The sequence below is a fragment of the Pontibacter liquoris genome, assembly GCF_022758235.1.
GTDB lineage: Bacteria > Bacteroidota > Bacteroidia > Cytophagales > Hymenobacteraceae > Pontibacter > Pontibacter liquoris.
Genome location: NZ_JALEBG010000002.1, coordinates 743,759 through 769,241, shown reverse-complemented (window position 1 = coordinate 769,241; position 25,483 = coordinate 743,759). Strand labels below are relative to the sequence as shown.

Annotated in this window: 23 protein-coding genes; 10 read left to right on the top strand and 13 right to left on the bottom strand. The window is 52.3% G+C overall.

Going from position 1 to position 25,483, the window contains the following annotated elements:
• Window positions 1-142 precede the first annotated feature (142 nt).
• The 3 genes from LWL52_RS16635 to LWL52_RS16625 all read right to left on the bottom strand — a co-directional run bounded on the left by LWL52_RS16635 (window position 143) and on the right by LWL52_RS16625 (window position 3,886).
• A complete protein-coding gene (locus LWL52_RS16635; RefSeq protein WP_242922000.1) occupies window positions 143-895 on the bottom strand; it encodes an acyl-[acyl-carrier-protein] thioesterase in 753 nt (250 codons plus the stop codon).
• A 155-nt stretch (window positions 896-1,050) separates the two neighbouring features.
• Window positions 1,051-1,524, bottom strand: a complete 474-nt coding sequence (locus LWL52_RS16630; RefSeq protein ID WP_242921998.1) for a DUF5362 family protein — start codon at window positions 1,522-1,524, stop codon at window positions 1,051-1,053.
• Between the two features lie 163 nt (window positions 1,525-1,687).
• Window positions 1,688-3,886: a prolyl oligopeptidase family serine peptidase gene (locus LWL52_RS16625; protein WP_242921996.1), complete on the bottom strand. Its 2,199-nt coding sequence runs from the start codon at window positions 3,884-3,886 to the stop codon at window positions 1,688-1,690.
• 255 nt (window positions 3,887-4,141) lie between these two features.
• Between LWL52_RS16625 and LWL52_RS16620 the strand changes: the two genes are divergently transcribed.
• Window positions 4,142-4,795 (top strand): 2OG-Fe(II) oxygenase, encoded by a 654-nt coding sequence (locus tag LWL52_RS16620; RefSeq protein WP_242921994.1) that lies wholly within the window; start codon window positions 4,142-4,144, stop codon window positions 4,793-4,795.
• Window positions 4,796-4,892: 97 nt separating this feature from the next.
• On the opposite strand, the gene LWL52_RS16615 is transcribed toward LWL52_RS16620, so the two are convergent.
• Entirely contained in the window at window positions 4,893-5,894 is a 1,002-nt protein-coding gene (locus LWL52_RS16615; protein WP_242921992.1) for a sugar phosphate nucleotidyltransferase, read from the bottom strand.
• A gap of 251 nt (window positions 5,895-6,145) precedes the next feature.
• Here LWL52_RS16615 and LWL52_RS16610 point away from each other — a divergent pair, with 251 nt between their 5' ends.
• From LWL52_RS16610 to LWL52_RS16600, 3 genes are all read left to right on the top strand, one after another.
• Entirely contained in the window at window positions 6,146-6,724 is a 579-nt protein-coding gene (locus LWL52_RS16610) for a LemA family protein (protein WP_242921990.1), read from the top strand.
• 89 nt (window positions 6,725-6,813) lie between these two features.
• Window positions 6,814-7,251, top strand: coding sequence for a TPM domain-containing protein (locus LWL52_RS16605; RefSeq protein ID WP_242921987.1), 438 nt, complete (start codon window positions 6,814-6,816; stop codon window positions 7,249-7,251).
• Between the two features lie 5 nt (window positions 7,252-7,256).
• Entirely contained in the window at window positions 7,257-8,036 is a 780-nt protein-coding gene (locus LWL52_RS16600; protein ID WP_242921985.1) for a TPM domain-containing protein, read from the top strand.
• 143 nt (window positions 8,037-8,179) lie between these two features.
• Here the strand turns inward: LWL52_RS16600 and LWL52_RS16595 are convergent, their stop codons facing one another.
• Window positions 8,180-8,785 (bottom strand): hypothetical protein, encoded by a 606-nt coding sequence (locus LWL52_RS16595; RefSeq protein ID WP_242921983.1) that lies wholly within the window; start codon window positions 8,783-8,785, stop codon window positions 8,180-8,182.
• 228 nt (window positions 8,786-9,013) lie between these two features.
• Here LWL52_RS16595 and LWL52_RS16590 point away from each other — a divergent pair, with 228 nt between their 5' ends.
• Window positions 9,014-11,644, top strand: a complete 2,631-nt coding sequence (locus LWL52_RS16590) for an ATP-binding protein (RefSeq protein WP_242921981.1) — start codon at window positions 9,014-9,016, stop codon at window positions 11,642-11,644.
• Between the two features lie 3 nt (window positions 11,645-11,647).
• On the opposite strand, the gene LWL52_RS16585 is transcribed toward LWL52_RS16590, so the two are convergent.
• Window positions 11,648-13,039 (bottom strand): sigma-54-dependent transcriptional regulator, encoded by a 1,392-nt coding sequence (locus LWL52_RS16585; RefSeq protein ID WP_242921979.1) that lies wholly within the window; start codon window positions 13,037-13,039, stop codon window positions 11,648-11,650.
• Between the two features lie 295 nt (window positions 13,040-13,334).
• Complete coding sequence (locus LWL52_RS16580) at window positions 13,335-13,679, bottom strand: hypothetical protein (protein WP_242921977.1); 345 nt, start codon at window positions 13,677-13,679, stop codon at window positions 13,335-13,337.
• Window positions 13,680-13,983: 304 nt separating this feature from the next.
• Here LWL52_RS16580 and polA point away from each other — a divergent pair, with 304 nt between their 5' ends.
• Window positions 13,984-16,824: a DNA polymerase I gene (polA, locus tag LWL52_RS16575; RefSeq protein WP_242921975.1), complete on the top strand. Its 2,841-nt coding sequence runs from the start codon at window positions 13,984-13,986 to the stop codon at window positions 16,822-16,824.
• A 244-nt stretch (window positions 16,825-17,068) separates the two neighbouring features.
• Here the strand turns inward: polA and LWL52_RS16570 are convergent, their stop codons facing one another.
• From LWL52_RS16570 to LWL52_RS16560, 3 genes are all read right to left on the bottom strand, one after another.
• Window positions 17,069-18,385 carry an SGNH/GDSL hydrolase family protein gene (locus tag LWL52_RS16570; RefSeq protein WP_242921973.1) on the bottom strand — a complete coding sequence of 439 codons (1,317 nt, stop codon included), beginning with the start codon at window positions 18,383-18,385 and terminating at the stop codon, window positions 17,069-17,071.
• Window positions 18,386-18,400: 15 nt separating this feature from the next.
• A complete protein-coding gene (locus LWL52_RS16565; RefSeq protein ID WP_242921971.1) occupies window positions 18,401-19,636 on the bottom strand; it encodes an OmpP1/FadL family transporter in 1,236 nt (411 codons plus the stop codon).
• A 101-nt stretch (window positions 19,637-19,737) separates the two neighbouring features.
• Entirely contained in the window at window positions 19,738-19,890 is a 153-nt protein-coding gene (locus tag LWL52_RS16560; protein ID WP_242921969.1) for a hypothetical protein, read from the bottom strand.
• Between the two features lie 125 nt (window positions 19,891-20,015).
• On the opposite strand from LWL52_RS16560, the gene LWL52_RS16555 reads away from it, so the two are divergent.
• Window positions 20,016-20,909 carry an NAD(P)/FAD-dependent oxidoreductase gene (locus LWL52_RS16555; RefSeq protein ID WP_242921967.1) on the top strand — a complete coding sequence of 298 codons (894 nt, stop codon included), beginning with the start codon at window positions 20,016-20,018 and terminating at the stop codon, window positions 20,907-20,909.
• 96 nt (window positions 20,910-21,005) lie between these two features.
• On the opposite strand, the gene LWL52_RS16550 is transcribed toward LWL52_RS16555, so the two are convergent.
• Window positions 21,006-21,824, bottom strand: coding sequence for a cyanophycinase (locus LWL52_RS16550; protein ID WP_242921965.1), 819 nt, complete (start codon window positions 21,822-21,824; stop codon window positions 21,006-21,008).
• 710 nt (window positions 21,825-22,534) lie between these two features.
• Here LWL52_RS16550 and LWL52_RS16545 point away from each other — a divergent pair.
• Genes LWL52_RS16545 through LWL52_RS16535 form a run of 3 tightly spaced genes read left to right on the top strand, consistent with a single transcriptional unit; the run spans window position 22,535 to window position 23,119 of the window.
• Window positions 22,535-22,699: a hypothetical protein gene (locus tag LWL52_RS16545; RefSeq protein WP_242921963.1), complete on the top strand. Its 165-nt coding sequence runs from the start codon at window positions 22,535-22,537 to the stop codon at window positions 22,697-22,699.
• A gap of 44 nt (window positions 22,700-22,743) precedes the next feature.
• Window positions 22,744-22,908, top strand: a complete 165-nt coding sequence (locus LWL52_RS16540; protein ID WP_242921961.1) for a hypothetical protein — start codon at window positions 22,744-22,746, stop codon at window positions 22,906-22,908.
• A gap of 49 nt (window positions 22,909-22,957) precedes the next feature.
• A complete protein-coding gene (locus tag LWL52_RS16535) occupies window positions 22,958-23,119 on the top strand; it encodes a hypothetical protein (RefSeq protein WP_242921959.1) in 162 nt (53 codons plus the stop codon).
• Between the two features lie 665 nt (window positions 23,120-23,784).
• On the opposite strand, the gene LWL52_RS16530 is transcribed toward LWL52_RS16535, so the two are convergent.
• Both LWL52_RS16530 and LWL52_RS16525 read right to left on the bottom strand, forming a co-directional pair.
• On the bottom strand, window positions 23,785-24,342 hold the full coding sequence (locus LWL52_RS16530) for a hypothetical protein (RefSeq protein WP_242921957.1): 558 nt from the start codon (window positions 24,340-24,342) through the stop codon (window positions 23,785-23,787).
• Window positions 24,343-24,698: 356 nt separating this feature from the next.
• On the bottom strand, window positions 24,699-25,229 hold the full coding sequence (locus LWL52_RS16525; RefSeq protein WP_242921955.1) for a restriction endonuclease: 531 nt from the start codon (window positions 25,227-25,229) through the stop codon (window positions 24,699-24,701).
• Window positions 25,230-25,483: the final 254 nt, after the last annotated feature.

Genomic DNA, 25,483 nt, shown 5'->3' with positions numbered 1-25,483 from the left:
AATAGTGAATGGATAGCGCACCTGACTCATCTTTTTAAAGAGGGCTCCTGATCCTCATAAAGAAGAGTTACATTAGACTTTTGCTGGCGCTAGCCTATACTTAAGCCAGAACCGACTTCTAACTTTCTAACTCTTTAACTTTCTAACTTTCTAACTTCTTCCACTCTGTTCTGGCCTGGACCAGTTCTTTTCCTGTTTCCTGGCTGATGAGCTTGTGCAGGTATACGCCGGGCGCTTCGCCGGCGCCTGCCACAGCGGTAACGGTATCGCCCAGCAGGCTTTCGGCCCGGAAGATAATATCCACCTGGCTTAACTGCTGCTCCAGCACCGCTACGGGCAGCGTGTCGAGGGCCCACTGCAGGTAACGGGTGTTGGTAACGTGGCGGTTCAGGTCGATGTCGTGCCAGCGCACGGGCGTTTGCTGCTCATACTGTGTTTCCTGCAGTTGCGGCAGTTTGCCTTTGGCAAAAGGCAGCGGCTCCTGGCCGGGGGCTATTTCCTGCGCCATGATAAAGTCCGGAACAGCTACCAGCTGGCGCTTTACCACGTCCATCACCAGCCACACGCTGGTGGCCTGCCCCAGCAGCTCTCCCTCCGAAGTATAAATACGGAAATCGCGGTGCAAAAATACCTTTTCGCGGCCCGAGGCCCAGGTCTCTACTATTATAGGTTCAGCGTGCCGGGGGTAGCGGAACATCTCCACGCGCATGCGCTGCAGCACCCACGTCAGGCCCCGCTCCAGCAGCTCATACATCGAAATGCCCAGGGTGGCGGTGTTTTCCCAGGCGGCCTCCTGCATGTAGCTGACCAGTGCCGGCATGGTGGCTTGCCCACGGTAATCTATCTCGTTGGAGCGGACTACAAACCGGCTTTCACCTCCTGTTGCTTTTGCCATAGCGCGTGTGTTTGTGAACTGCTAAGATAGGAAAGATTGCGGGCACCTGCCACTTGTGTCTGAATCAGGATTTACGGGATGAAAGGATGGACAGGATGAGAAGTATAAATAATTCTGCCTTATGCTTCCCTTTATCCGGGATAGAGGCTTTATACTTAGCTGAACATGGCTGCTGCGCCAATGCCGATGAGCGAAAACACCATGGCCAGGGCGTATAGAACAAGGAAAATAGCGGTCAGAACGCCCATGAACTTAAAGAGTGATTTCAGGTTCCGGAATGAGGCTGTTACCTGGTGCTGGTTGCGGGAGCGCAGGCCCTCCTGCATCTTCACGGAAAATTGATACAGATAAAGCACCGGGATAAAGTATAGCCCCGCAAAAACCAGGTAAAACACCGTGAAAACGCCTCCTCCAAAAAAGCCCGCCATTCCGTTGTTTCCCTTACTAGACAAAGCATTGCCCATCAGCGAGCCGGCAAAAAGCCCAAATAGCACCAGCAGGCCCACCCCGATAAAACCCATGATTCCCAAAAACCGCCCCCATTTGGCCGTGTGCCGCAAGAAATCTTCTGACGCAAGATCGATCGTCAGGCTTTGCGGCATGTTGTTGTTGTAAAGGTCTGCTTCCATAAAATTATTTCTTCGTTAAGTTGTGGCTAATGCGTAGTTAAATATAGTGAAATAATTATACTTAGAAGTGGTCATATACTTCACACATCAGAACATCACAAAAAAGCCGCACCACCTGGGGTAGGCGGTGCGGCTTAAGTAGAAGCAGCGATCTAAGATCTGCTTACTGGTTCTCGTACGGATTCAAGCCCATGTTCTGGTACACGAATGCCCAGGTATCGGCGGCTTCCTGAATGAGCAGCGAGGTGGGCTTGCCGGCGCCATGGCCCGCCCGCACATCAATGCGGATGAGGTACGGATTGCCCGGTGCGCCTTTTTCCTGCAGCGTGGAGATAAACTTAAAAGAGTGCGCCGGCACTACGCGGTCGTCGTGGTCGGCTGTTTTTACCAATGTGGCCGGATATTTTACGCCTTCCTTGATGTTGTGCAGCGGCGAGAAGGCATACAGGTTCTTGAACTGCGCCTCGCTGGCTTCCGAAGAGCCATACTCGGGTACCCACGCCCAGCCAATGGTAAACTTATGGAAGCGCAGCATGTCCATGACACCCACAGCAGGCAAGGCTACTTTGGCCAACTCGGGGCGCTGTGTCATAAAGGCGCCCACCAGCAAACCGCCATTGGAGCCGCCGCTCACGGCCAGTTTCTCCGACGACGTATACTTCTGGTCGATCAGGTACTCGGCAGCGGCAATAAAATCGTCGAACACGTTTTGCTTGTTGGGCGTTACGCCGGCTTTGTGCCATTCTTCACCATACTCGCCACCGCCGCGCAGGTTAGGCAGCGCATAAACGCCGCCGTTCTCCAGCCACAGCATGTTCGACACGCTGAAGCTCGGCGTCATCGAGATGTTAAAGCCACCGTAAGCATAGAGCATGGTCGGGTTGTTGCCGTTCAGCACCAGGCCTTTTTTGTGCACGATAAACATGGGCACTTTGGTGCCATCCTTAGAAGTATAAAACACCTGTTTTGTTTCGAACGCATCGGTGTTGATGTCTACCTCCGATTTGCGGAACAGCGTGACCTTGTTTTTGGGTACGTCGTAGCGGTAAATGGTAGGCGGATAAGTGAAAGAGGTAAAGGTAAAGAAGGTTTCCTGGTCTTCTTTTTTGCCGCTAAAGCCCCCTACCGTTCCAATGCCGGGCAGTTCCACTTTGTTTAGTTGCTTGCCTTTAGTATCGAACACCGTTACCAGGCTGGACGCATCTTTCATGTAGGTAGCGATGATGCGGCCACCCACCAGCGATACGCCCGTCATCACGTCAGCCGACTCGGGGATGAGCACCTGCCAGTTCTTTTCCTGCGGCTTTTTCGGGTCGATGAGCACCAGGCGGTAGCGTGGCGCATTCTTGTTGGTGCGCACCAGCAGCTTGTCGCCCATGTTGTCTACCACGTTATACTCCGACTCAAAATCCTCCACAATGGGCTTTATACTTGCCTTGGAGTTTGTCAGGTCTTTGTAGTATAAGGCGTTGGCACCGCTGGCTCCTTCCGACACGTTCAGCACCAGGAAGCGCTCGTCTTCGGTGGTCTGCCCGTAAAAGTTGCGCAGGGCATGTGCCTTGTCTTCATACACCAGGTTGTCCTGCGTCTGCGGCGTGCCTACTTTGTGGTAGTATACTTTGTGGTACTCGTTCTTATTGGCCAGCTTGTTGCCTTCGGTAGGCGCATCGTAGCGGCTGTAAAAGAAACCGTCCTTGTACCAGCTCGGGCCAGAGAATTTTACCCATTCCACTTCATCAGCCAGCTTTTTACCGGTTGTCGCATCCAGCACATAATAAGTGTTCCAGTCGGAGCCGCCGCTGGACGTACCGTAAGCCACATACTTGCCATCCTTCGAAAACTCCAGCGACGACAAGGCTACCGTGCCATCATTAGAAAACTTGTTGGGGTCCAGGAATACCTTGGGCTCGGCTTCCAGGCTTGGCTGCACATACAGCACGCTCTGGTTCTGCAGGCCGTCGTTCTTAAAGAAGTAGTACTTGCCGCCCTCTTTAAATGGTGCGCCATACTTCGGGTAATTCCAGATCTGGGTAAGGCGGCTTTTGATGTTATCGCGGAACGGGATGCTGGCAAAGTAGCTTTGCGTTACCTGGTTTTCCTGCGCAATCCAGGCATCCAGCGCTTCGTCATGGGTTTCCTGCCAGCGGTATGGGTCAGCTACGTTGGTGCCGAAGTAATCATCCGTCTGGTCCGATTTCTTTGTTTTGGGGTAATCTAAAGCTACGGCAGCCGGCGTAGCAGCCGCGGCCGTAGTGGTTTGGTCTGTCATGGTGGTGGCAGTTGTGTCTGTTTTGGTTGATTTGCAAGCCGACACAGCCGTAAAGCCGCCGGCCAGCAACAACATAGTAGTCTTTTTTATCATGGCAACGCCTGTTTTTAGAGTTTGATGTATCCCTGAGTCATCTAAATTACATCTTTTTTTGATGTGACGCCATAGCCCGGACTTTGCCTATCCTTTATTCGCTGGCTTTCAAGCAGAAGCAGTGCCGGGCTGGGCTCAAAATTATCTGTCCGCCTAAAAGTACAAGCAACACGTATAGTGCTTACATTTGACAGCTATTGGCCGGCAGCACATCAACCGGAAGGCAAGTATTCAATTGCTAAGGTATTGCATAAGATGGAAGAGGAACCGGACGAAAAAATAGTGCTGAAGTTTGAGCAGATTGCTGACAGGCTTTCGGACAAAGGCTACGCCATTGTCGATAATTTTCTCACGCCCAGCGAAGTGCGCGAGCTGCTGCACGTGCTGACGCACCACCGGGAGCAGGGTACCTTTAAAAAAGCGGGCATCGGCACCGCCGACCAGTTTACAGTAGACAAGCAGGTGCGCGGGGATTACATCCGCTGGATCGAGCCACAGGAAGCCCTGCCGCCCACCAAAGTTTTTCTGGAACGCATGAACGAGGTGATGCGCTATATTAACCGCACCTGCTTTTTGGGCCTGAAAGATTATGAATTCCACTTTACGATGTACCCCGTGGGCACCGTTTACCAGCGCCACCTGGATCAGTTCCAGACCAACGACCATCGCCAGCTGTCGTTTATCTGCTACCTGAACGAAGACTGGCTGCCCGAACACGGCGGCAACCTGCGTTTATACTTGCCCCAGCCGGATGGCGCGGAAGAAACAGTGGACGTGCTGCCCGTTGCCGGTCGCCTGGCCTGCTTCCGCAGCAACCTGATCCCACACGAAGTGCTGGCTGCCACCCGCCCCCGCTACAGCCTGACGGGCTGGATGCTAGACCAACTGAACGAACTGACCTTTTTGTAAGGAAGATGCTAGAAACTGGATATTAGACGCTAGACTCTTGCGATGAGCCAGGTATAAAGCAAGTTTAATATCCAGCGTCTAATATCTAACGTCTCTCTTACTGTCCGAAATTGATCTCGGTGCTGTCGCCGATGTTGAGGCTGTGGCTGAACCCTTTGAAAGAGGCGTCGCTGCCGATGATGGAATCCTGCATGACGGCGTAGCGCAGCTCGGAGAAGGAACCGATGATGGAGTTGCTGAGAATGGTGTTGGTGATGGTGGTATTGTCGCCGATGGCTACATTGGGGCCAATAATAGAATGGGTAATGGTGCACCCCTCGCCTATACTTACTGGCGGAATGATAATACAGCCCGGGCACAGCGTAGAATAGTCGCGGTTGCGGAAGTTCTGCCGGGCCAGCAGCGTGGCATTGGCCTCCAGCAGCGTTTCTTTGCGGCCGCAGTCAAACCAGTGGTCCACGCTCCAGGTCGCCATTTTCTCGCCGGTCTTGATCATGTGCATCAGCGCGTCGGTCAAATGGTATTCGTTCTGGGTGCGGATGTCCTCGGTGATGATGTACTCCAGCGATTCGATCAGTTTGCGAGGGTTGCCGATCTTGTACAAGCCTACTAGCGCAAAATTCGACTTCGGGATCTTGGGCTTCTCTACCAACTTAACGATAAACTCATCGTTGCCTACTTCCGTTACCCCGAACAGCGAGGGCTTGGCCACTTTTTTAACGCCCAGCACCGAGTGCGGCGCCTGCATAATGGCTTTCAGGTCCACGTCCACAATGGCATCGCCCAGCATGATGAGCACGCTTTCTTCGTTCTCGTAGGTATGGCGGGCCACCCACAGCGCGTGCCCCAGGCCTTCGCGGGGCTCCTGCACCACAAACTCGGCGTGCAGCTGCGGGTACTTGTGCCGCACATACTGCTCTATCTTCTCACCCAGGTAGCCAATGATGAAAACAAAATCCACAATACCCGCCTCCAGCAGCTTATCGATGATATGGCCCAGGATGGTATTGTCAGCCACGGGCACCAGCGACTTAGGCTGTGTGTGCGTGTGCGGACGAAGCCTGGAACCAATGCCTGCGACAGGTATAATTGCTTTCATACACGTTTCTTTTGGAGCAATATATCATTTTTTAGCTACAACCTAAAGTATGGCAATTATCCCGGTAAAAAACCAACGCCCTGTATAGACTTTAGGCTTAAGCGGTTACCGACTGCCAGCTGCCGGCGCCGTGCATCAGATGATAATTTTATCATATTTAATGCCCGCGGATAACGATGCTTTCTTAAATTCGTACTGATAGGGCCCTGTGGGCCAACAAGAACGTATACTTACTATACCTGTTAAAACTTATGAAAAGATTATTTTTTTACCTGATCGGCTTTGTCATACTTGTGTCGCAGTCTTCGTGTGGCTACAACACCATGGTGCAGAAAGATGAAACCGTAGAGGCGGCCTGGGCCAACGTGCAGAATGCCTACCAGCGCCGCGCCGACCTGGTTCCTAACCTGGTAAATACCGTAAAGGGAGCCGCTAACTTCGAGAAAAGCACCCTGACCGATGTGATCAATGCCCGAGCCAAAGCGACCAGCGTCAACATTAATGCCAACGACCTGACCCCGGAAAACGTGCAGAAATTCCAGGCCGCCCAAGGCGAACTGAGCGGTGCGCTGAGCCGGTTGCTGGTATCCGTAGAACGCTACCCGGATCTGAAGTCCAACCAGAATTTCCTGGAGCTACAGGCGCAGCTGGAAGGCACCGAGAACCGCATTGCCGTGGAACGGCGCAAGTTCAACGAAACCGTGCAGGACTATAACTCTTATATCCGCTCTTTCCCGCGCAACTTTATTGCCGGCTGGACAGGCTTTGAGAAGAAGGGCTACTTTGAGGCCGACGCTGCTTCGCAGAAAGCCCCGTCGGTACAGTTCTAGCAAATTGCTAAATTGTTTGATGGTTAAATTGTTATTCAATATATGCGAATCAACAATTTAACCATTCAGCCATTTAACCATCCAACGCCATGCCCAAAGACATCATCACACCCGAAGACGAGCAAAAGATTACCGACGCGATCCGGGAAGCGGAATCCAATACCTCCGGCGAGATACGGGTGCACATCGAAAGCAACTGCACGCAAGATGTGCTGGACCGTGCCACCGAGATTTTTGGCGAGCTAAACATGCACCATACCCAGTTGCGCAACGGCGTTTTGTTTTACCTGGCGCTGGACGACCACCAGTTTGCCGTATTGGGCGATGCTGGCATCAACGCTATTGTACCGGATAATTTCTGGGAAGATATCACGGCTGCAGCTGTGCGTCACTTCAAGCAAAATAATTATGGTGAGGGGCTGGCCCAAGGCATCCGGATGGCCGGCCAGCAGCTCAAGCATCATTTCCCTTACAATGCCCAAGGCGACTCCAATGAACTGAGCGACGATATCTCGTTCGGAGACTAAAACTTATGAAGCACTCCCTATTTTTACTATACTTCTGCCTGCTGAGCCTGCTTGGCTTTGGGCAAAACAGCGACTTCCCGCCGCGGCCTAACCCGCCGCGCCTGGTAAACGACCTGGCCAAAATGCTTAGCCCGGACGAAGAACAGGCCCTGGAGCAGAAGCTGGTCAATTACAACGATACCACTTCCACCCAGATCGCCGTTGTTACCATCACTTCCATCGGGGGTTATGACGTAGCGGATTACGCCGACCGCTTAGGCGAACAATGGGGCGTTGGGGGTAAGAAAAATGACAACGGCGTGCTTATACTTGTGGCGAAAGACGAGCGCAAGGTTACGCTTCGCACCGGTTACGGCATGGAGCACATTATTCCGGATGCCATCGCCAAACAAATCACCGAATACACCATCAGCCCGGCCTTTAAGCAGGGGCAATACTACCGGGGCTTGGACGCAGCCACCACCGAGATCATCCAGCGGGCCAGCGGCGAATACCAGGCCGATCCACAGGCCGCAAACGGCCAGGAAGATGGTGGTCCTTCCGTCTTCTTTATCATACTTATCGTTTTCCTGATCTTATTTATTCTTTCGAGGCGAGGTGGCGGCCGTGGTGGTGGCCGGCGCGGTTACTCCCGTACCTTTGGTGGCGGGCCGCTGTTTATTCCCGGCATGCTGGGCGGTGGCCGCGGCTTTGGTGGCGGCGGTGGTTTTGGTGGAGGAGGCGGCGGTTTCGGTGGCTTTGGCGGCGGCTCCTTTGGCGGGGGCGGCGCCAGCAGCAGCTGGTAAAACCGGTATTAATCCTCTAAGCGGGTCAGCAGGCAAAGATACTTCTTGCCTGCTGACCCGTTCCATTTTACAAGCATAAACCTCCTTTACAGTAAGTATAGGCGGGGAGTTAGCCGGATTTATACTTCCCGGAAGGACAATCTTTACCCGCCCGCCAGGCTCAGGGCAAGGGCCAGGTATACTGCGCTCAGCACCGCTGCCCCTGCGCTAAACCCTGCGGCGGCATGCCCGATCTTACGCTTGCGGGCCTGCTTCCGGTATGCTTCGCGGTAAATAGGGTCTTTCAGCAGGGCGTTATCCGGGTTACCGGCAGCAGCTACCACCGGCGGCACCACCGACACCACAGCTCCTGTTACCAGGCCGGCTACGGGGTTAAACACGGTCGCTCCCAGGGTGGTCCAGAACACCCCGCGAGGCTTGTAATAAGCCAGTGCATCCTGCCTGGCCTGCAGGCGCATCTGCCCAGCCTCGGCCAGGTTGCTGCGCTCGTTGGTATACATTACGTCGGTTAACAGCAGCGGGGGGGCATGGCCCGTAAACTGCACCTGGGCTACTTCCTGCCGCGCTACAGCCAGGTCGGGCCCGCTCTCATCGCTGATATAGTGGTAGTAGATCGAGTCGGGTTGCACGCGGGTGATTTTGGCCACAAGCTGCGCACCATCCTTTTTCACAATTATATCCTGCCCATACGCTGCCAGGCACGCCATACACAGCGGTAGTAAGAGCATCCATTTCAGCGCCTTAGCCATAGTTTGGAGAGAAGCCACTACCTAAAAACCGAGTAGTCAGCATGTTATTTCCTCCTTTAACGAGACTTCTAAGTATAGGGATATATTAATTTAAGCTTGAAATGTTACGACATTCTTCCGCCAGTTTTTCTTTATTTTTTATACCTGCGCGGGCAAAATAGAATCATTTACACTTCGCCGGCGTTATAGTACGTTAAATTAGCATTCGCCAAAACAGGGCCGATCTGCATGGGCATTATTAAGGATAGTACAAAAGCAAAAGTAATATTTGGATTCAGCACCGGCTTTGCCATTGTGCTGCTGGCCATTTACCTGACCTACAGCAGTTTTACGCGGCTGGTAAATTCGGTAGAGGTGCTGGCGCAACCAAACGTAAAACTTGTGAAGCTGCAGCATACGCTGGCCAGCCTGGCCTCGGCCGAAAGCTCTATCCGCGCCTATACGCTTACGACGCACGAAAAGCACTTTACCGCTTACCTGAGCAACCTCGATACGATTCGCAGCCAGATCGATTCGCTGCGCATCATGATGTCGGCCAGCCCCACCGAACTGGCCCAGGTAGATTCGATGGCCAGCCTGCTGCAGACAAAGAAAAATAGTCTGAAGCAGTATGTGGCCCTGAAGAAAGAACAGAAACGTAACGACTATTCGGACAAGGCCCTGCGGCAGATCGCGTTTGCCGCCACGCCACGGCCGGCCTCTACTACTATCCGCCAGAATACCACCACCACCACGGTGATCACGGATGTGCCACCAGCGCCCGATGAAGCCAAGGAGGTCACTCGCGAGCAACCTAAAAAAGGAATACTCGGAAAGCTGTTCTCCAAAAAAGAAGAGAAGCCGGAAGCGCCTCCGGCTCCGGCTCCCAAGGTGCTGGTGCCCCAGCTCAATGTAACCCGCGAGATCGAGATTGACACGAACAGGGCGGCTGGTGGCAAAGTGGCTGACCTTACCCGCATCCGGCGTATTCTGAACAGGATTCAACAGGAAGCCGACCAGGATGAGAAAGAGCTAACCAACAAGGCACTGACCCTGCTGCAGGAAGACAAAATGATGATGGACCAGATCCGCAGCATGATGTATAACCTGGAGCATTACGAGATGATGCGGGCCCGGGAGCGCTCGCAACTGGCGCGCAGCGAGGCCAAACAGACTTCTCTCATCCTTTTTTGTATCGGCATTGCGGGCCTTATCAGTGGCGTGGCCTTTATTCTGATTATTCTCCGTGATATTACCCGTAACAACCACTACAGATCGCGGCTCATCAGCTCACGGAAAGATGCCGTGCAGCTTGCCCGTGCCAAAGAGGCCTTTGTAGCCAACATGAGCCACGAGATGCGCACGCCCCTGAACGTTATTCTGGGCTTTACGCAGGTGCTGCGCCATACTAACCTGCAACCCGAGCAGTCAGAACACCTGCAGGCGGTACACGGCGCGGGCCAGCACCTGCTGCATATTGTAAACGATGTACTGGACCTTTCTAAAATTGAAGCCGGCAAGCTCAGCATCAACCACGCCCCGTTTCGTTTATCGCAGCTGATGGCCGAGGTAGAGCAGGCCTTTACACTGAAAGCCTCCAGCAAAGGCCTCCGGTTTGTGTGCCTCAAAGATGAGAAATTCCCCAACGAGCTGATCGGTGACGAGCTGCGACTGAAGCAGATCTTGTTCAACCTCATCGACAATGCCATCAAGTTCACGCACGAAGGCCGCATTGAAGTATACTTCCACCTGAAAGCACAGCGCCGTACGCGCGTAGTAGCCGCTATCAGCGTGACCGATACCGGCATTGGCATATCACCGGAGCGGCTGGGGCATGTGTTCGGAGAGTTTAACCAGGCCGACGATTCCATTATGCGCAAGTATGGCGGCACAGGCCTGGGCTTGTCTATCAGTAAAAAACTGGTGGAAATGCAGGGCGGTACCTTGTCGGTGCACAGCACCCGCGGCGAGGGCACCAACTTTACCATGGTGCTGCCGCTTCAGAAAGCTGCGTTTGTGCCTGCAAAAGAGGTGGCCACAACGGTGCCGGTACCACATGAAAAGGCCTTCAGTGGCATGCGCGCCCTGGTAATAGACGACGATGCCTATAGCCGCACCTTATGCGAGCTGATCCTGAGCCGCTGGGGCATGAAGGTAGCACTGGCAAACGATGGTCAGGAAGCGCTGCAGCAGGCTAGCCGCTTTAAATTTGATGTGGTGCTGACTGACATGCAACTGCCCGGTATGAGCGGCAAAAAAGTGGCCCGGGCCATTCGGAAAATGGATCCCAATGTGCCCATCATGGCGCTTACGGCGAACATCATGGGCAACGACAATAACTTTTTCAAGAACACGCCCATTGTGGCCTTCCTGTTAAAACCGTATACCGAGCAGGAACTATACAGCACCTTAACCAGGCTGCTGCCCACGGGTAAGGCTCTGCCCCAACCGGTTCTTCCGTTACCGGCCGCGCCCAAAGCGCAGCCTTCCGAAACAACCGGGCAGCCTCTTTACAACCTTGCGGAGATAAAGCAGTTTACCGGCGCCGATACCGAAACCCTGGTTTCAGTGCTGGAAGTAATGTTGGAAGACCAGGAACTGAACTTGAAGCAAATGGCCGAAGCGCAGCAAAAAGAAGACTGGGAGGCGGTGGCCAGTATAGCCCACAAAATGCTGACAGCTTTTAAGCACCTGAAAGCCCACACCGTAACGCCGGACCTGGAACTGCTGGAGCAGGGCCTGCGCCAGAAGGGACCGGCAACGCACCAGTTAAAAGCACTGACAGCATCGGTAAACCACCAGGCCACCCAGGTGCTGCAGGCGTTAACCGCAGCTACAGAAGAACTTCGCGAAGCGAGTACGCGCGCTGTTATTGCGTAGCTTTTATACTTCGATGTTATACTGCCGTAGCTTGTTATAGAGCGTTTTACGGTCGATGTTGAGCAGGCGTGCTGCTTTCGATTTGTTATACCGTACTTTCTCCAGCATCCGCAGGATCAGCTCTTTCTCGTTCTGCTCCGTCATACTTCGTAAGTCGGTGAGCGGGGCTACAGCGGGCGATGGCGGCGCCTGTATGCCAAAGGAAGGCGATGGCGCTGCCGCTGCTGTAATATCGGCAAACGCAATTTCAGGAGGCAGGTCCTGCAAGGTGATTTCGGAAGCTTTGGCTACCAGCACGGCCCGGCGCACCACGTTCTTGAGCTCGCGCAGGTTTCCGGGCCAGTTATACTCCTGCAGGGCCTGGGCGGTGGCATCATCAAAACCGATGGTCTGGCGCTCCAGCTCTTTGTTGGCCTGCCGCAGAAAATGATTGGCAAACAACAGCACATCATGGCCGCGCTCCCGCAGCGAGGGCACTCCTATTTTAAATTCGTTCAGGCGATGGTACAGGTCTTCCCGGAAATCTCCCCGCGACACAGCCTGCACCAAGTCTTCGTTGGTGGCCGCCAGCACCCGCACATCCACATCCAGGTCGATGGTGCTGCCCAGCTTTTTTACCTTCCGCTCCTGTAGGGCACGCAGCAGCTTTACCTGTATCTCGTAAGGCAGGTTGCCCACTTCATCCAGGAACAGCGTGCCGCCATCGGCCGCCTCAAACTGGCCGCGTTTGTCTTGCATAGCGCCGGTAAAGGCGCCTTTCACGTAGCCAAACAGCTCACTTCCGGCCAGTTCTTTCGACAGCGCACCACAGTCAATAGCTACAAAGGGCTTGTGCTGCCGCTTGCTGCGCTCGTGAATCATACGGGCCACGTACTCTTTGCCCGTTCCGCTTTCGCCTTCAATGATCACCGACATACTGGTAGGAGCCACCAGCGAGATCACTTCCTCAATCTGTTGCGCCTGCGGGCTCTGGCCCTGCACAAACTGCAGATCCGCTTCGGCAGGCTCAAAAGGCTCTTCCTGTGCTGCAACGGCAGGTTTGCGGCGCAGGGCGTTCTGAATAACCAGCAGTGTTTCGTCGGGGTTTATCGGTTTGGTAATGTACTCGAAAGCCCCCATTTTAATGGCTTTCACCGCCGTGCGGATGTCCCCGTAGTGGGTCATCAGAATAACAGGGATATCAGATAAAACCCGCACCTGCGACAGCAGTTCCAGCCCGTCTTTGTCGGGTAGGCGGAAGTCGGTGAGGATAAGGTCAAATTTAGTGGCTTTTAGCTGACGTAATCCGTCGTTAGCGGAATAGGCAGTTTCTACCTCGTATTGCTGCCTCCTCAGAAAGGATTTTAGCATCAGGCAGAAAGCAGGGTCATCATCAATCAGCAGGATTTTTAGCATAATTTACAATCTTGGCGCTTTACCGGCTTTTCCATTAAGCACCCTTGTAACGGTACAGGCCTGTTTTTTGTTTAACCTGGCAGTACCATACGGCTTCTGTTATGCTTCTAACGCAAAAATATGCCTGGCAAGTATGGCGTAAAAGCAAAAAGCTCCCGGACAGCGGGAGCTTCTTGCTTTTTAAGTATAAATTCAGCCGGCCATCACTGCGGAGGCTTTTGTACGTTCTCCCCTGAATCTGCCGTTCCGAGGTGCGTGGCGGTTGTTTTTATACCAAAGATCTTGTAACAGGCTATTACTTAATTACTTTGCCTTCCTCATCAAAACGGGCGATAGCCTGCTTCTGTTCTGCATTGGTAAAGTATACCTCATAGGTTGCTTTTGCCTGGCCAGCTGCGGCGTCGGGGGCTACTTTGTAGACCTCACTTACCTGCCAGTCTTTCAGGGCATCGCTTGTCAGGGATTTCTTTACGGCTTCTGGCAGTTCCTCCTGCTTAATTAATTGTTTCTGCTGTTCCTGCTGCGCGGCCGCGGCTTGCGGCTGCTGCGTAGAGGGTGCTGTATTCGATTGGGCATTCGCCTGGGTGTTGCTAAGGGAAAAGGTTGCCAGGGTAAAGGCAAACACAAGTGCTTTTTTCATGTTTCTAGTTAAGTGAATGGTGCTTCTTATTCAGTTTCAGGAGTCCTTAATGAGATAACTGTGCCGGAAATCGCGCCGGCAACCTAAATCCTTTGTAAACAGAATATTACAAATATCACGCACTGCGAGGATGGCTGCTACGGGTATAACAAGCTGTGGAAAGGTTCTACAGTATGAGGCAGGGCAGCGCAGCCGTTCCGCACACCCCCTCATCAAAAGCCCGGATAACAAGCCACAGGTATACCCACTATTTTGGCAGGCACCGCACTGTCCACGGATGCCCAAAATTGATTATCTTTAGCCCATGAGCGAACCACGTAAGAAACTGTTTCTGCTAGATGCGCTAGCACTGATATACCGCGCCCACTTTGCGTTCAGCAAAAATCCGCGCATCAACTCCAAAGGGATGAACACCGGCGCGGCCCTGGGTTTTACCAACACGCTGGTAGAAGTGCTGCAAAAAGAGCAGCCGACCCACATTGGCGTCGCCTTCGACTCGGCAGCCAAAACGTTCCGCCACGATAACTTTGCCGAGTATAAAGCCAACCGCCAGGCGCAGCCCGAAGATATCTCGATTGCCATTCCATACTGTAAAAAGATTGTGGAAGCCTTTAACATCCCGGTGCTGATCCTGGATGGGTACGAGGCCGACGACATTATCGGCACCATGGCCTGCCAGGCAGAAAAAGCAGGCTTTGATGTATACATGATGACGCCCGACAAGGACTATTGCCAGCTGGTAACCGAGCACGTCTTTGTGTATAAACCGGCTTTTATGGGCAATGCCATCGATATTCTGGATGTGCAGAAAGTGCTGGAGAAATGGGAGATCGAGCGCGTAGAGCAGGTAATTGATATACTAGGCCTGCAGGGCGATGCCGTGGACAACATTCCGGGCATTCCGGGCATTGGTGAGAAAACAGCCAAATCGCTCATTCAGCGCTTTGGCTCGGTAGAGAACCTGATCGCCAACGCCGACCAGCTGAAGGGCAAGCAAAAGGAGAACATCATCAACTTTGCCGAGCAGGGCATGCTGTCCAAAGAGCTGGCTACCATCCATTGCACCGTGCCCATTGCCTTTAATGAAGAACACCTGCACTACGATGGTCCCAACATCGAGCAACTGACCGAGCTGTTTGCCGAACTGGAATTCCGGCAGCTGGCGCAGCGCGTACTGGGCCAAACCCCGGGAGCCGCTGCCAGCGCCAAAGTAACGCCGGCCCGCAAAGGCAAAGCCGCAGACCATCAACAAACCTCTCTGTTTAGCTTTGCTGCTGCCCCTACTGCCGAAGTTGCCGACGTGGAGGAAGCACCTGCAACCATGCAGACCATCCACTCCACTATTCACAGCTATTACCTCATTAATACGCCCGAGTTGCGCCAGCGCCTGGTCAAATACCTGCTCCGGCAGGATGAGGTCTCCTTCGATACGGAGACGACAAGTATAGATGCCATCACGGCGCACCTGGTGGGCATGTCGTTCTGCTACCGGCCCGGTGAGGCCTACTACGTGCCCGTGCCGCCAAACGACCGCGAAGAAGCCATGCGCATTGTAGCGGAGTTTAAGCCGGTGCTCGAAAGCCAGACCATTGCCAAAATAGGGCAGAACATTAAGTATGATATGCTGGTGATGAAGAACTATGAGGTGGAGGTGCAGGGCCCGATCTTTGACACCATGCTGGCCCATTACCTGCTGGAGCCCGAAATGCGCCACAACATGGATGTGCTGGCCGAAACCTACCTCAACTACAGCCCTGTGCCGATCACCGCATTGATCGGACCAAAAGGCAAAGGCCAGAAGACCATGGCCGACCTGACACCAGAGGAAATAAAAGACTATGCCTGTGAGGATGCCGATATTACCTTGCAGCTGAAGCAGTATTTTGAGCCGCTCTTGCAGGAGCAGCACCAGACCAGGCTTTTCGGGGAGGTGGAAACACCGCTGGTGCCGGTGCTGGCTGCAATCGAGAAAGAAGGCATCAGCATCGACTCCAATGCCCTGGCCGATATTTCCATGCAGCTGGAGAGCGAGGTCATCAAGCTGGAGCGACGCATTTTTGAGCTGGCCGGCGAGCAGTTCAACATCGGCTCGCCCAAGCAACTCGGCGAGGTATTGTTCGACAAGCTGGAGCTGCATGGCAAAGCCAAGATCAAAAAGACTAAAACCGGCCAGTATGCCACCGGCGAAGAAATCCTCTCGAAGCTATCGGGGGAGCACGAGATCGTGCGCCTCATACTGGAGCACCGCGAACTGACAAAGCTCAAATCCACTTATGTGGATGCGCTGCCGCAGCTGGTATGCTCGCTCGACAACCGGGTACATACGTCCTTTAACCAGGCCGTAACCGCCACGGGCCGCCTCAGCTCCACCAACCCCAACCTTCAGAACATACCTGTGCGCACGGAGCGGGGCCGCGAGATCCGCAAAGCGTTTGTGCCGCGCAATAGCAAGCACCTGATCATCTCAGCCGACTACTCGCAGATAGAGCTGCGCATTATGGCCGATTTCAGTGGTGACCCTACTATGAAGGAGGCCTTTAAGAATGGGCTGGATATCCACGCCTCCACGGCCAGCAAAGTGTTTCACGTGCCGCTCGACAAGGTGGATGCCGAAATGCGCCGCAAGGCCAAGACCATCAACTTCGGCATCATCTATGGCATTTCGGCCTTTGGCCTGGCCGAGCGCCTGCACATTCCGCGCCGCGAAGCCGCCGATATTATTGAAGCTTACTTTGCCGAGTTCCCTGCTGTAAAGGAGTATATGGATTCGGCTATCGACAAAGCCCGCGAGCAGGAGTATGTGGAAACGCTGCTGGGCCGCCGCCGCTTTCTGCGCGACATCAACTCCCGCAATCAGACCATCCGGGGCTTTGCCGAACGCAACGCCATCAACGCGCCTATACAAGGCACTGCCGCCGACATTATCAAGATCGCGATGATCAACATCCACGATTACCTGCAACAAGAAAAGCTGCAGACGCGCATGATCCTGCAGGTGCATGACGAACTTCTGTTTGATGCCCCCAGGGAGGAAGTGGAGATTGTGACGCCGAAAATTGTAGAGCTCATGACTAATGCGCTGCCCCTGAGCGTGCCGATGGAAGTGGGCCTGGGCGTTGGCGAGAACTGGCTGGAAGCGCACTAAGACCTCGCAGCGTGCGCAGCTCCTGCGAGTGTCTGGCTGGCTACGCTGTAAGGGCTTTCGGCAATAGACACTCGCGGGTCCGAGGACGCCGCGAGGTCTTCTGAACCCCTTACTGTCGCAAGTTTAGCGCGAGCGTAACTTACGGCAGCGAAGATGGGGCTACGCTGCGGATTTAAATATTTCATTCATAAAAAAAGCACCCCAAACTGAGGTGCTTTTTTTATACTTTAAACTTTGGTAGTACTTACGGAAAAAGTACGGCGCGGTATTGCGTTTCGTCAGCAGTAGGCACGTGGGCGCCATACTTGTTGTTGATGTTGCGGATAATTTCGTTGGCTACAATAGCATAGCCCCGGGGCGTCAGGTGCACGCCATCCAGCGAGAACAGGTTGCCGGAAATGAACGCCGGAGAATAGCTGATCGCATTTAGGTTCAGGGTGGCTTTGCCCTCCTTCATCTGGATAGAGTTGAAGAAGGCATTCATATCCACATAAACAAGGCTCTTGGCCTGTGCGGCAGTAGAAAGCATGTTGTTGAAATTGGTGGTAGCCGCCTTTACAGCCGTTACCTCCACTTCGTCCAGCACTTCACTATTCGCCAGCGGGTTGTAAGGGCTAAAACCATGCGGAATGGTAGCTGTGCCCACAGTCTCCGGCGTACCTACCGTAGAGGTAAGTAGCACAAAGTCGGCGGCAGTAGCCGGGCGCACCGTGCCGTCGGCAGTAGTGATGAAAAGCGCCGTTTTAGCAGCCGTAGCCTTGGCCATGATAGCCGCTGTGGCTTTAGTGGTAAAGAAAGGAATGCCCGTCACGTCCGGAATGTTGATGATCGCTCCTTTGGCGCCATTTGCTGTAAGGGCAGCTACCATCGCATCCAGGCTGGTCTGGAACTTGGCAGCATCAGAAATAGCCGCCACGCCACCAGAGGTAGCAAAGCCCAGCACATCGTTGTTGCCCAACCACATGGTAAAGAAGGTAGGATTAGTTGCGGCCACTTTGCTTACGTAAGGCATAAACCCGCTGGTTGGCAGCGGATCGTTGCCGATCAGGCGCTCATAATAAGGGTTAAAGCCAAGCGGGTTGTTCAGGCCGTAACCAGCCGTAGTAACATCCACCATCTTGATGCCAGGCACGCCCAGGTTGTTCACCTCGTCGAGGTACTCGGTATACAAAGGCGTTTTAGTATCGGCACCCAGCCCACGAATGGCCAGCTTATCTTTTACCGGCTCCAGAATAGGCGATCCTGCCTGATCAAATCCGGTAAACTTCAGGTAGCCCGAGCCGTTGCTTTGCTCTTCGGTAAACAGGGGCTGCGTAAACTCGCCGCCACCGGCCAGCTTAAACTGCCCGGCAAGTATGGCCGGGTATGAGTTCAGCTGTCCTTCGCGGTACAGGCCGCCATCGGCATAACCTGCCGTCAGGGAGTTGCCCACGGCTACATACTTGGTAAAATCGGCCTGCCCGGCCGAAGCGCTCGGGGCGTCAATCTCCGGGTCGCAGCTTGTAAGCAGCACACCGGCAAAAAGGGCCAGCATACCGGTTTTATAAATATACTTTTTCATATACGTTGGGAGAAATTAAAATGTATAGTTCAAACCAATGCCCGGAATGTAGGCGATAGACTTGTAAGTACCGCCAATGCCGCCAGACTTGTCAGAGGCGTCTGTTCTTTCCTTTTTGTTGATGTAAAGGAAGGAGGCATCCACGCTGAGGTTTTCGGATACCTGGTAGCCTACCCCGGCAGAAAGTCCGCGGGAGTCGGCATCCGGCGTTTCGGGGGTCAGGTAACCATTCTGCACTGGTGAGTTATCATAGTAAGCACCACCGCGCAGGGCCAGGGCTTCGCCTACTTTATACTCGGCACCGATACGGTAAATGTATGTATCCTCGTAGTTGCGGGCGTTAACGGAAGTCGGTGAGCCGTTCACGTTCTGAGAATAGTCGAAGCGCAGGTTTTCGTACGCGCTCCAGCCCACACGGCTGATGTCTAAAGCCAGCGTCAGCGCCTCTGTTGGCATAAAGCCAACGCCCAGGCTCAGGGTAGCAGGCAAAGGCAGCCTGGCATCAAATTCTGTTCCTTCGGGGAAGCGGCTGCTCAGCGAGCCGGGGATATTGGTGAAGGTCACATCGCCCTCTTTCACTTCCATGTCTACTTTAGAGCGGTAGTTCAGGCCCACCGATAGTTTGTCGGTCGGTTTATAGAATACGCCCACGTTCATGCCCATGCCACTGGCGCCACCGTCCAGCTCGGCCTTGCCATATTCACCGGCCTGGTTCTGCACCGGAATGCTGCGCTGCAGGTTTACACCGCCTATGGCATAAATAAACCCGATGCCTATCCCTAATTTGTCTGTAACCTTGTAGCTTACTGTGGGCTGAATGTAGATCGCCTGCAGTTCCAGTTGGTTCAGGCCAAAGCGGCCACTCCACTCATCTCCCCACTTCACGGTGCTGCCATAAGGCGTGTATATTCCCAGGCCAACTGTTAACAGCTCGTCTACTTTATAAGCGCCGTATACCTGAAAGGGCGTGCCCAGCGGGTTATCAGCCTCAGCAGTACTGGTACCCGGCTCCGGGGCGCGGTAAGCTATTTTAGATATAATGCCACTGGCTCCTACCGTTACCCCATTCTGGCGGATGTAGCTCATCGCGCCCGGGTTAAAGAAAATACTGGCGGTGCCTGTTTCCAGACCGGTGCCCGTGTGGCCCATACCTATTTGCCGTTGGCTCGCCAGGTTAACCTGATATCCCCCGGCCATGGCCATGCCGGAAATCAATGTACCACCTAATAAGGCTAGAATTTTGCTTTTCATAAACGCAACTGAATTTAATGTAGGGTGATGATATATGTAAACAAATATATCAAATATAAATACCAGATTTAGCGGCAGCGAATCCTTTTTTCAAATATTTTTTAGAATGGGTCGAAAAATGCAGAAAGCACCTCCTGCAAGTATAAAAAGGCCTGGCTGGTGCTCTCTGGCCAGCCTCTAAGTATACCCAGCGAGCGGTCAAAGCCCTCGAACGGTTTGCCCGCGCCAGCAATACGAGCCAGGTGATATTGCACTGATTTTCAATCTATTTTAAAAACTACTTTATATATCCGCTCCTCTTCTGTGCAACTTTATGGGGTAGCTGCCTATCAAAAATATGGCCCTTACGTTATCATAAGTCGCAATAAAAGACCAAGGTATGTACGATGTGATAATTATAGGAGGCGGGCCGGCCGGTTTGAACGCGGCAATGCTCCTGGGCCGATCGAGAAGAAAGGTAGTGGTGTTTGACGGGGGAAAGCCGCGCAACCGATGGGCCGAAAGTATGAATGGATTCCTGTCCCGCGATGGTATAAATCCGCGCGAGTTCATCCAGCTGGCGCGCGAGGAGCTGATCCGGTATGCCGTGGAAATAAAACCAATTGAGGTAGCGTCGGCCACCTACAGCAAAGGCCAGTTTGTGGTAAACGATGCCGAAGGCACCGTTTACCATTCGCGCAAGCTGCTGCTGGCTACCGGCCTGAAAGATAACCTGCCGCAGCTGGATGGCCTGGAGCCTTTGTATGGAAAGAGCGTGCACCACTGCCCTTACTGCGATGGCTGGGAGAGCCGCGACAAAGCCATTGCCGTGTATGGCATCAACAGAGATGGCATAGGCCAGGCGCTGGCCATGAGGACCTGGAGCGACGATGTGACCCTTTTTACCGATGGCACCAAGAAACTGCAGCGCCTGGACCTGGAACTGCTCGCCCGGAACGAAGTAAAAGTATGCACCGACCGTATTCTGCGGCTGGAAGGGGATAAAGGGATGCTGCAGCATATTGTGCTGAGCAACGGCGAAAAGCGCGCGCAGCAGGCCATGTTCTTTTCGATGGGCGCCAAACAGCAGTCCGACCTGGGGAGCCAGCTGGGCTGCGAGTTTACCAACAAGGGCGTAATAAAGACCAAGCGCCTGCAGCAGGCTAATATTCCAGGGCTTTTTGTGGCCGGCGATGCTGCCCGCGATATGCAAATGGTGATTGTGGCAGCCTCGGAAGGAGCCAAGGCTGGCGTCGCCATCAATATGGAACTGCAGCGCGAGGACAGGAAATAGGAAGTCTTGCCTTCAATAAAAAAACCGTCCGTTATACTTAGCATGAAGTATAACGGACGGTTTTTAATTTATACCCGTTGCCGGCCACAGCGTTATTTAATGTTCCACCTGCTGCCCATGGGGCACCGCCTGAAACAAGTGCTCTTTCAGGCAATAGCGATATCCTTTTACTAACAGGTGCATCATCAGGCCTTCTACAGCTATAGGCTCGTTCTCATCCACTTCGCGCGTGTTGGAATACGCAATTTTGCTGGCATCGATGATGGTTACCACACCCGGGCCAAACACTTCCACCTGGTCTCCTTCGCTGATCATAATGCCTGTTTCCTCGCTCAGCCCAATGCCCACATACTCTGTATCGTGGGCCACCGCGTGGGCCAGCCGGCCAAAACGGCCGCGTTCGGCAAAGTGCGTATCGATGTATACATTTTTAACGAAGCCAAACCCGTTGGTGGTTTTCATCTCGCCCTTAAGTAAAGAGTAATGACCATAACCGTTATAGATCATGCGGTCGGACATGACGGCCGCCCCGGCACTGGTGCCGGAAATAATGATCTCTTCTTCCTCAAAGCGCCGGCGCATTATCTCCAGCAACTGCGTGCCTCCCAGGAACTTGGCCAACCGCAACTGATCCCCTCCGGTAAAAAAGATAACATCTACCTTGCTGATCCGCTCTAAATTTTCTTCCGTATCGGCGGCATGGTCCTCGTCAACGTGCAAAAAATGTACGTTACAGAAACCAAACTCCTCAAATGCTTCTTTATACGCCACGCCCGACTCTTCGGGCTCTTTTGTAGCCGTGGTAATCACTTCGATCCGCATATGCAGGTGGCATATCTCTGACCGAATAAGTTTGATCAAGCCGTCATCATCTCCACCTCCCAACGCAATCAACTTTCCCTTTACTTTCTTCATGTATCCGTTTACGCTTAAATATGCTCTTTATACTTAACATCAGGAATGTGGGTTAAGTTTAAGTTTCGGCTCTTACCTGCCTGCTTAAAAGATGAGGGACAGAAGTATGTTTTTCTGCCAGTATGCAGGGCATTTAGCCTGCCGGGCAGTTGCCTGATACGTCTGGAAAAGGCAAACCAGATTGGTAAAACACACCCTGATAAGTGCAATTGGGGCCGCCTCTAGCCGTGCGCCTGCATCGGCCGCACGTTCATACTTTCATCAGGCACCTTACCCAGGAACAGGCTGCGCCGGTGCAGCTATCCCTTTGCTTTGGCCTTAAGCAAGGCTGGCCGGCAGGGTGCCCTTGCTATGCCCGGGCATTGCGAAACAGGTAGCCCCCATAACAGGCTACTTTAAACGGAGGAGCCGCCTTATTAAATTAAACACATCAATGTTTAAACAGGATTTATGACAGAAAATTTTTTCCTGAAAAAGTGTTCGCTGTCGAACAATAAAGTGTTCGACAGCGGACACTTTTAACAACCGGCAGAAGCCCGAAACAACACACAATCACCTGATTTACAGTTAGTTATCAAGTGTGGCACGCTAAATGTAATAAGCCAATCAGGAATAAAAAAAATTATAGCAGGGCAAAGCAACCTTTAGAGAAGCGGCGCCATCTATAAGATACAACAGAAAAAAACCAAAACACTTAAAGCCATACAACTATGAAACTCATTATCCTTCTTATCGTCATCATCCTCGGCTTCGGAGCCACTGTAAAAAGATCCGCCAGCGACTTGAAAGAGATCAGCATGAAGCATGAACTCAGCAAGTATAGCAACTACCCTAATTTACTTCCGGAAGTAAAAATTGTAGCGCCGCATTTCTAACCTGATAACCAGAATACAAAACCTACCTCTTAAACAGTACCACTATGAAACTTATCATTCTGCTTTTCGCAATGCTTTTTGGCTTTAGCGCCTCTGTAAAAAAATCAGCTGATGACATGAAAGCGATCAGCGCCAGAATAGAGCTAAACCATTACCAGAATTACCCTAACATGTTGCCAGAAGTACAGGTGGTAGCCTACCGTAAATAAGGGCTACACCTGACCAGCATCACTATCCGCCATTAGTCTGAATAAAACCATGAAAATCATTGCCTTATTAATTGCCATACTTATTGGCTTCTGCTTTGCGTGTAAAGACATTTTTGACGCACACAAAAAATCAACGCCACAGGCTATGCTCCAGTTAGCAAGCCCCCTAAATGCCCCTGCACAGCAGACCCAGGCTATAGCTGCCCTATAGTCTGGGCCACTGCCCGCTAAATCTCCACATTAAAATTTCGGCCACCAACCCTTGTTGTAATTTAGGCAATGTTACAAACAGGGGGTATTTTGCCAAAACTAAAGTGGCCGAAACAAGCAAAAGAGCGCCATTCCTCTGTTTAAACATTCGTTTAGCAGCTATTCTGCGATGTTACAATCCGCCCTCTGATTTCCTTTTATTCGGGTTTCAGGCCCGCTATATTTAGCTTTTACTTGGAGCTGCCCGGCAGCAGCTGGCTTTTAAAAGAAGGGTTCTGGTATAAATACCGGCATAGCGATGTGGTTGCCGGCGCTTTATAACAGAGCATAACCGCCCGCTGCCCATGTTACAAAATGGCCTGCAGCAGCACCAACTTCTGCGCATGCTGAGGCAGCAAGCGCAGGGCCATATAAAAGAAGGAAATCTCTATAATTAAACAGAAAAGCGAATCACTAAACCTTAGTTACCAACTAACTTTGCGCTGGCGTTAGTACTGGTATGTGGTGGGCTCATGCCTGCAGCAGTCCCCCGCTGCAGCAGGAGGCAGGCCTTCCCTTTCAGATGAAAACATACTTAATCACAGCCTCCAGCGCGGCTCGCTTTTCAATAGAAGCCCGGCCCCAACCGGGCTTCTTTCTTTTTGCTGCTCCGCCAAGCACCTGCCCTTAGTCATTGTCCTGCTTCAGGCGGTCAAAGATGCTTCCTTTTTTACGATCGCGCTTGTTATCCTCGTCCTGTTGCTTGCCGAAAGGCCAGAGGCTTTTCTTCTTCTTTTTCTCTTTCACGATAACGTAGCGCACTGAGATGCCCGTGGAGAAATCCGTCCAATCTTCGTGATGGAAATGCACGGCTGGCTTCACATCGGCCGAGAGCAGGAAGGGGAGCCCGTTTACCTTATACTCTACCCCGATGATGCCGTCTACCCCTGTAAACATACCATTATCTTTCAGGTTGCCCACATGGCCGCCCGCACCCAGGTAGTAATTAAAGCGCTTGCCCAGTATGGGCCGGTGCCACTCGTAAAGGGCCGTGGCACTGTATTCGCGGGCACTCAGCGCCAGGATCGCTTCGAGCGTGCCCTGCTCATGCAGTTTTTGCTGTAGCGTAAGGCCAAAAACATCACTGTCGAGGCGCACTCCCGCAGCCGTGCGGTATACCTGGGCCCGGCTTACTATACTTACCCCGCAAAGCAGGATACTCAAAAACAAAATTCGCTTTAACATAGTGTAAAGGTGCTAAAAAACGTCAAGGGCAAAAATCGTACATGCGACTGATAAACACTGCTTGCTGCTGCTAGGCATGGGTAAACAGATGCAGTCGCTAAGGCAAAGATAGCCGCCGCGGCCAGCCAACCTCCAAAAAGGTACAATTTCTTCTTCTCACAACGGCTAACCCGGCGCTAACGGTATCTTACTTTAAAAAGAATAGCGTGGTTGCTGCAAGTGGTAGTATACGGCTGTGGGAGGGTGGTTTGGAAACGAGCAGGAGAGGACGTCAGAATTAATGGAATGGCTTTATCAGCTTTATGCTGGGCAGGGGTTACTTAAGCATGAACGGTAATTATAGCTGAGTGAAGTTCTTATGTATGCATTGCTATTTCTCTAAACCCCACTCTTAGATTTTCATATTTACCGTTTTGGCTTTTAAAGTAATTTAGCCAAGGGTATTCACGCTTGTTTGGGTCTTCTTTAAGTGGAGCACGTCTGAAGTTGTTCTTCGTGCAATGCACTATCAAAGCGAAGGCAAGTTGTTTTTCCTTGTCTTTGTAGGCTTCAAATAGCTTTCTTGAAGCCTTAAAAAGTATGTTGTTGATATGGCTTTTAGAAAGCTTCTTAGTTTGTGAATACTTGCACTGGATAAAGGTAACCGTGTTTCCCTTCTCAGCTATCAAATCTATGCCTCCGTCTGTATATCCGTTAAACCCGTTGTAAGTAATTTTGAAGCCTTCACTTTCTAGAGTTTGACCTACAAACTTTTCATAGATATAACCCCATTCATTGGGTTTGATTTTATCGAAGGGATAAATAAGCTGACCTTCTGCTATTTCAAGCTGTTTCAGAGTAGGGTTTATTTTCAAGTCACCTGCTTTAAGACATTCAATTATCAACATGGCTATTTGAATTTAAAGTGATTCCTACTGCACAGAGGTTCAGCAGTTGGCCTACATGAAACATCAACACTTTAATATACAATTAAACCTACATTTTTGCTAGTTTTATTTTATATGCTATAAAGTCGATTTGCAGGAAAAAGTATATCATATTTAACCCGCTTTTCAATTTGCCTCCGAGCGGACATATCACATGGCTATGAGCCAAATTTTAGAGTTGAATTTGAGCAAATGCGGCAACGTAAGCTCTAACC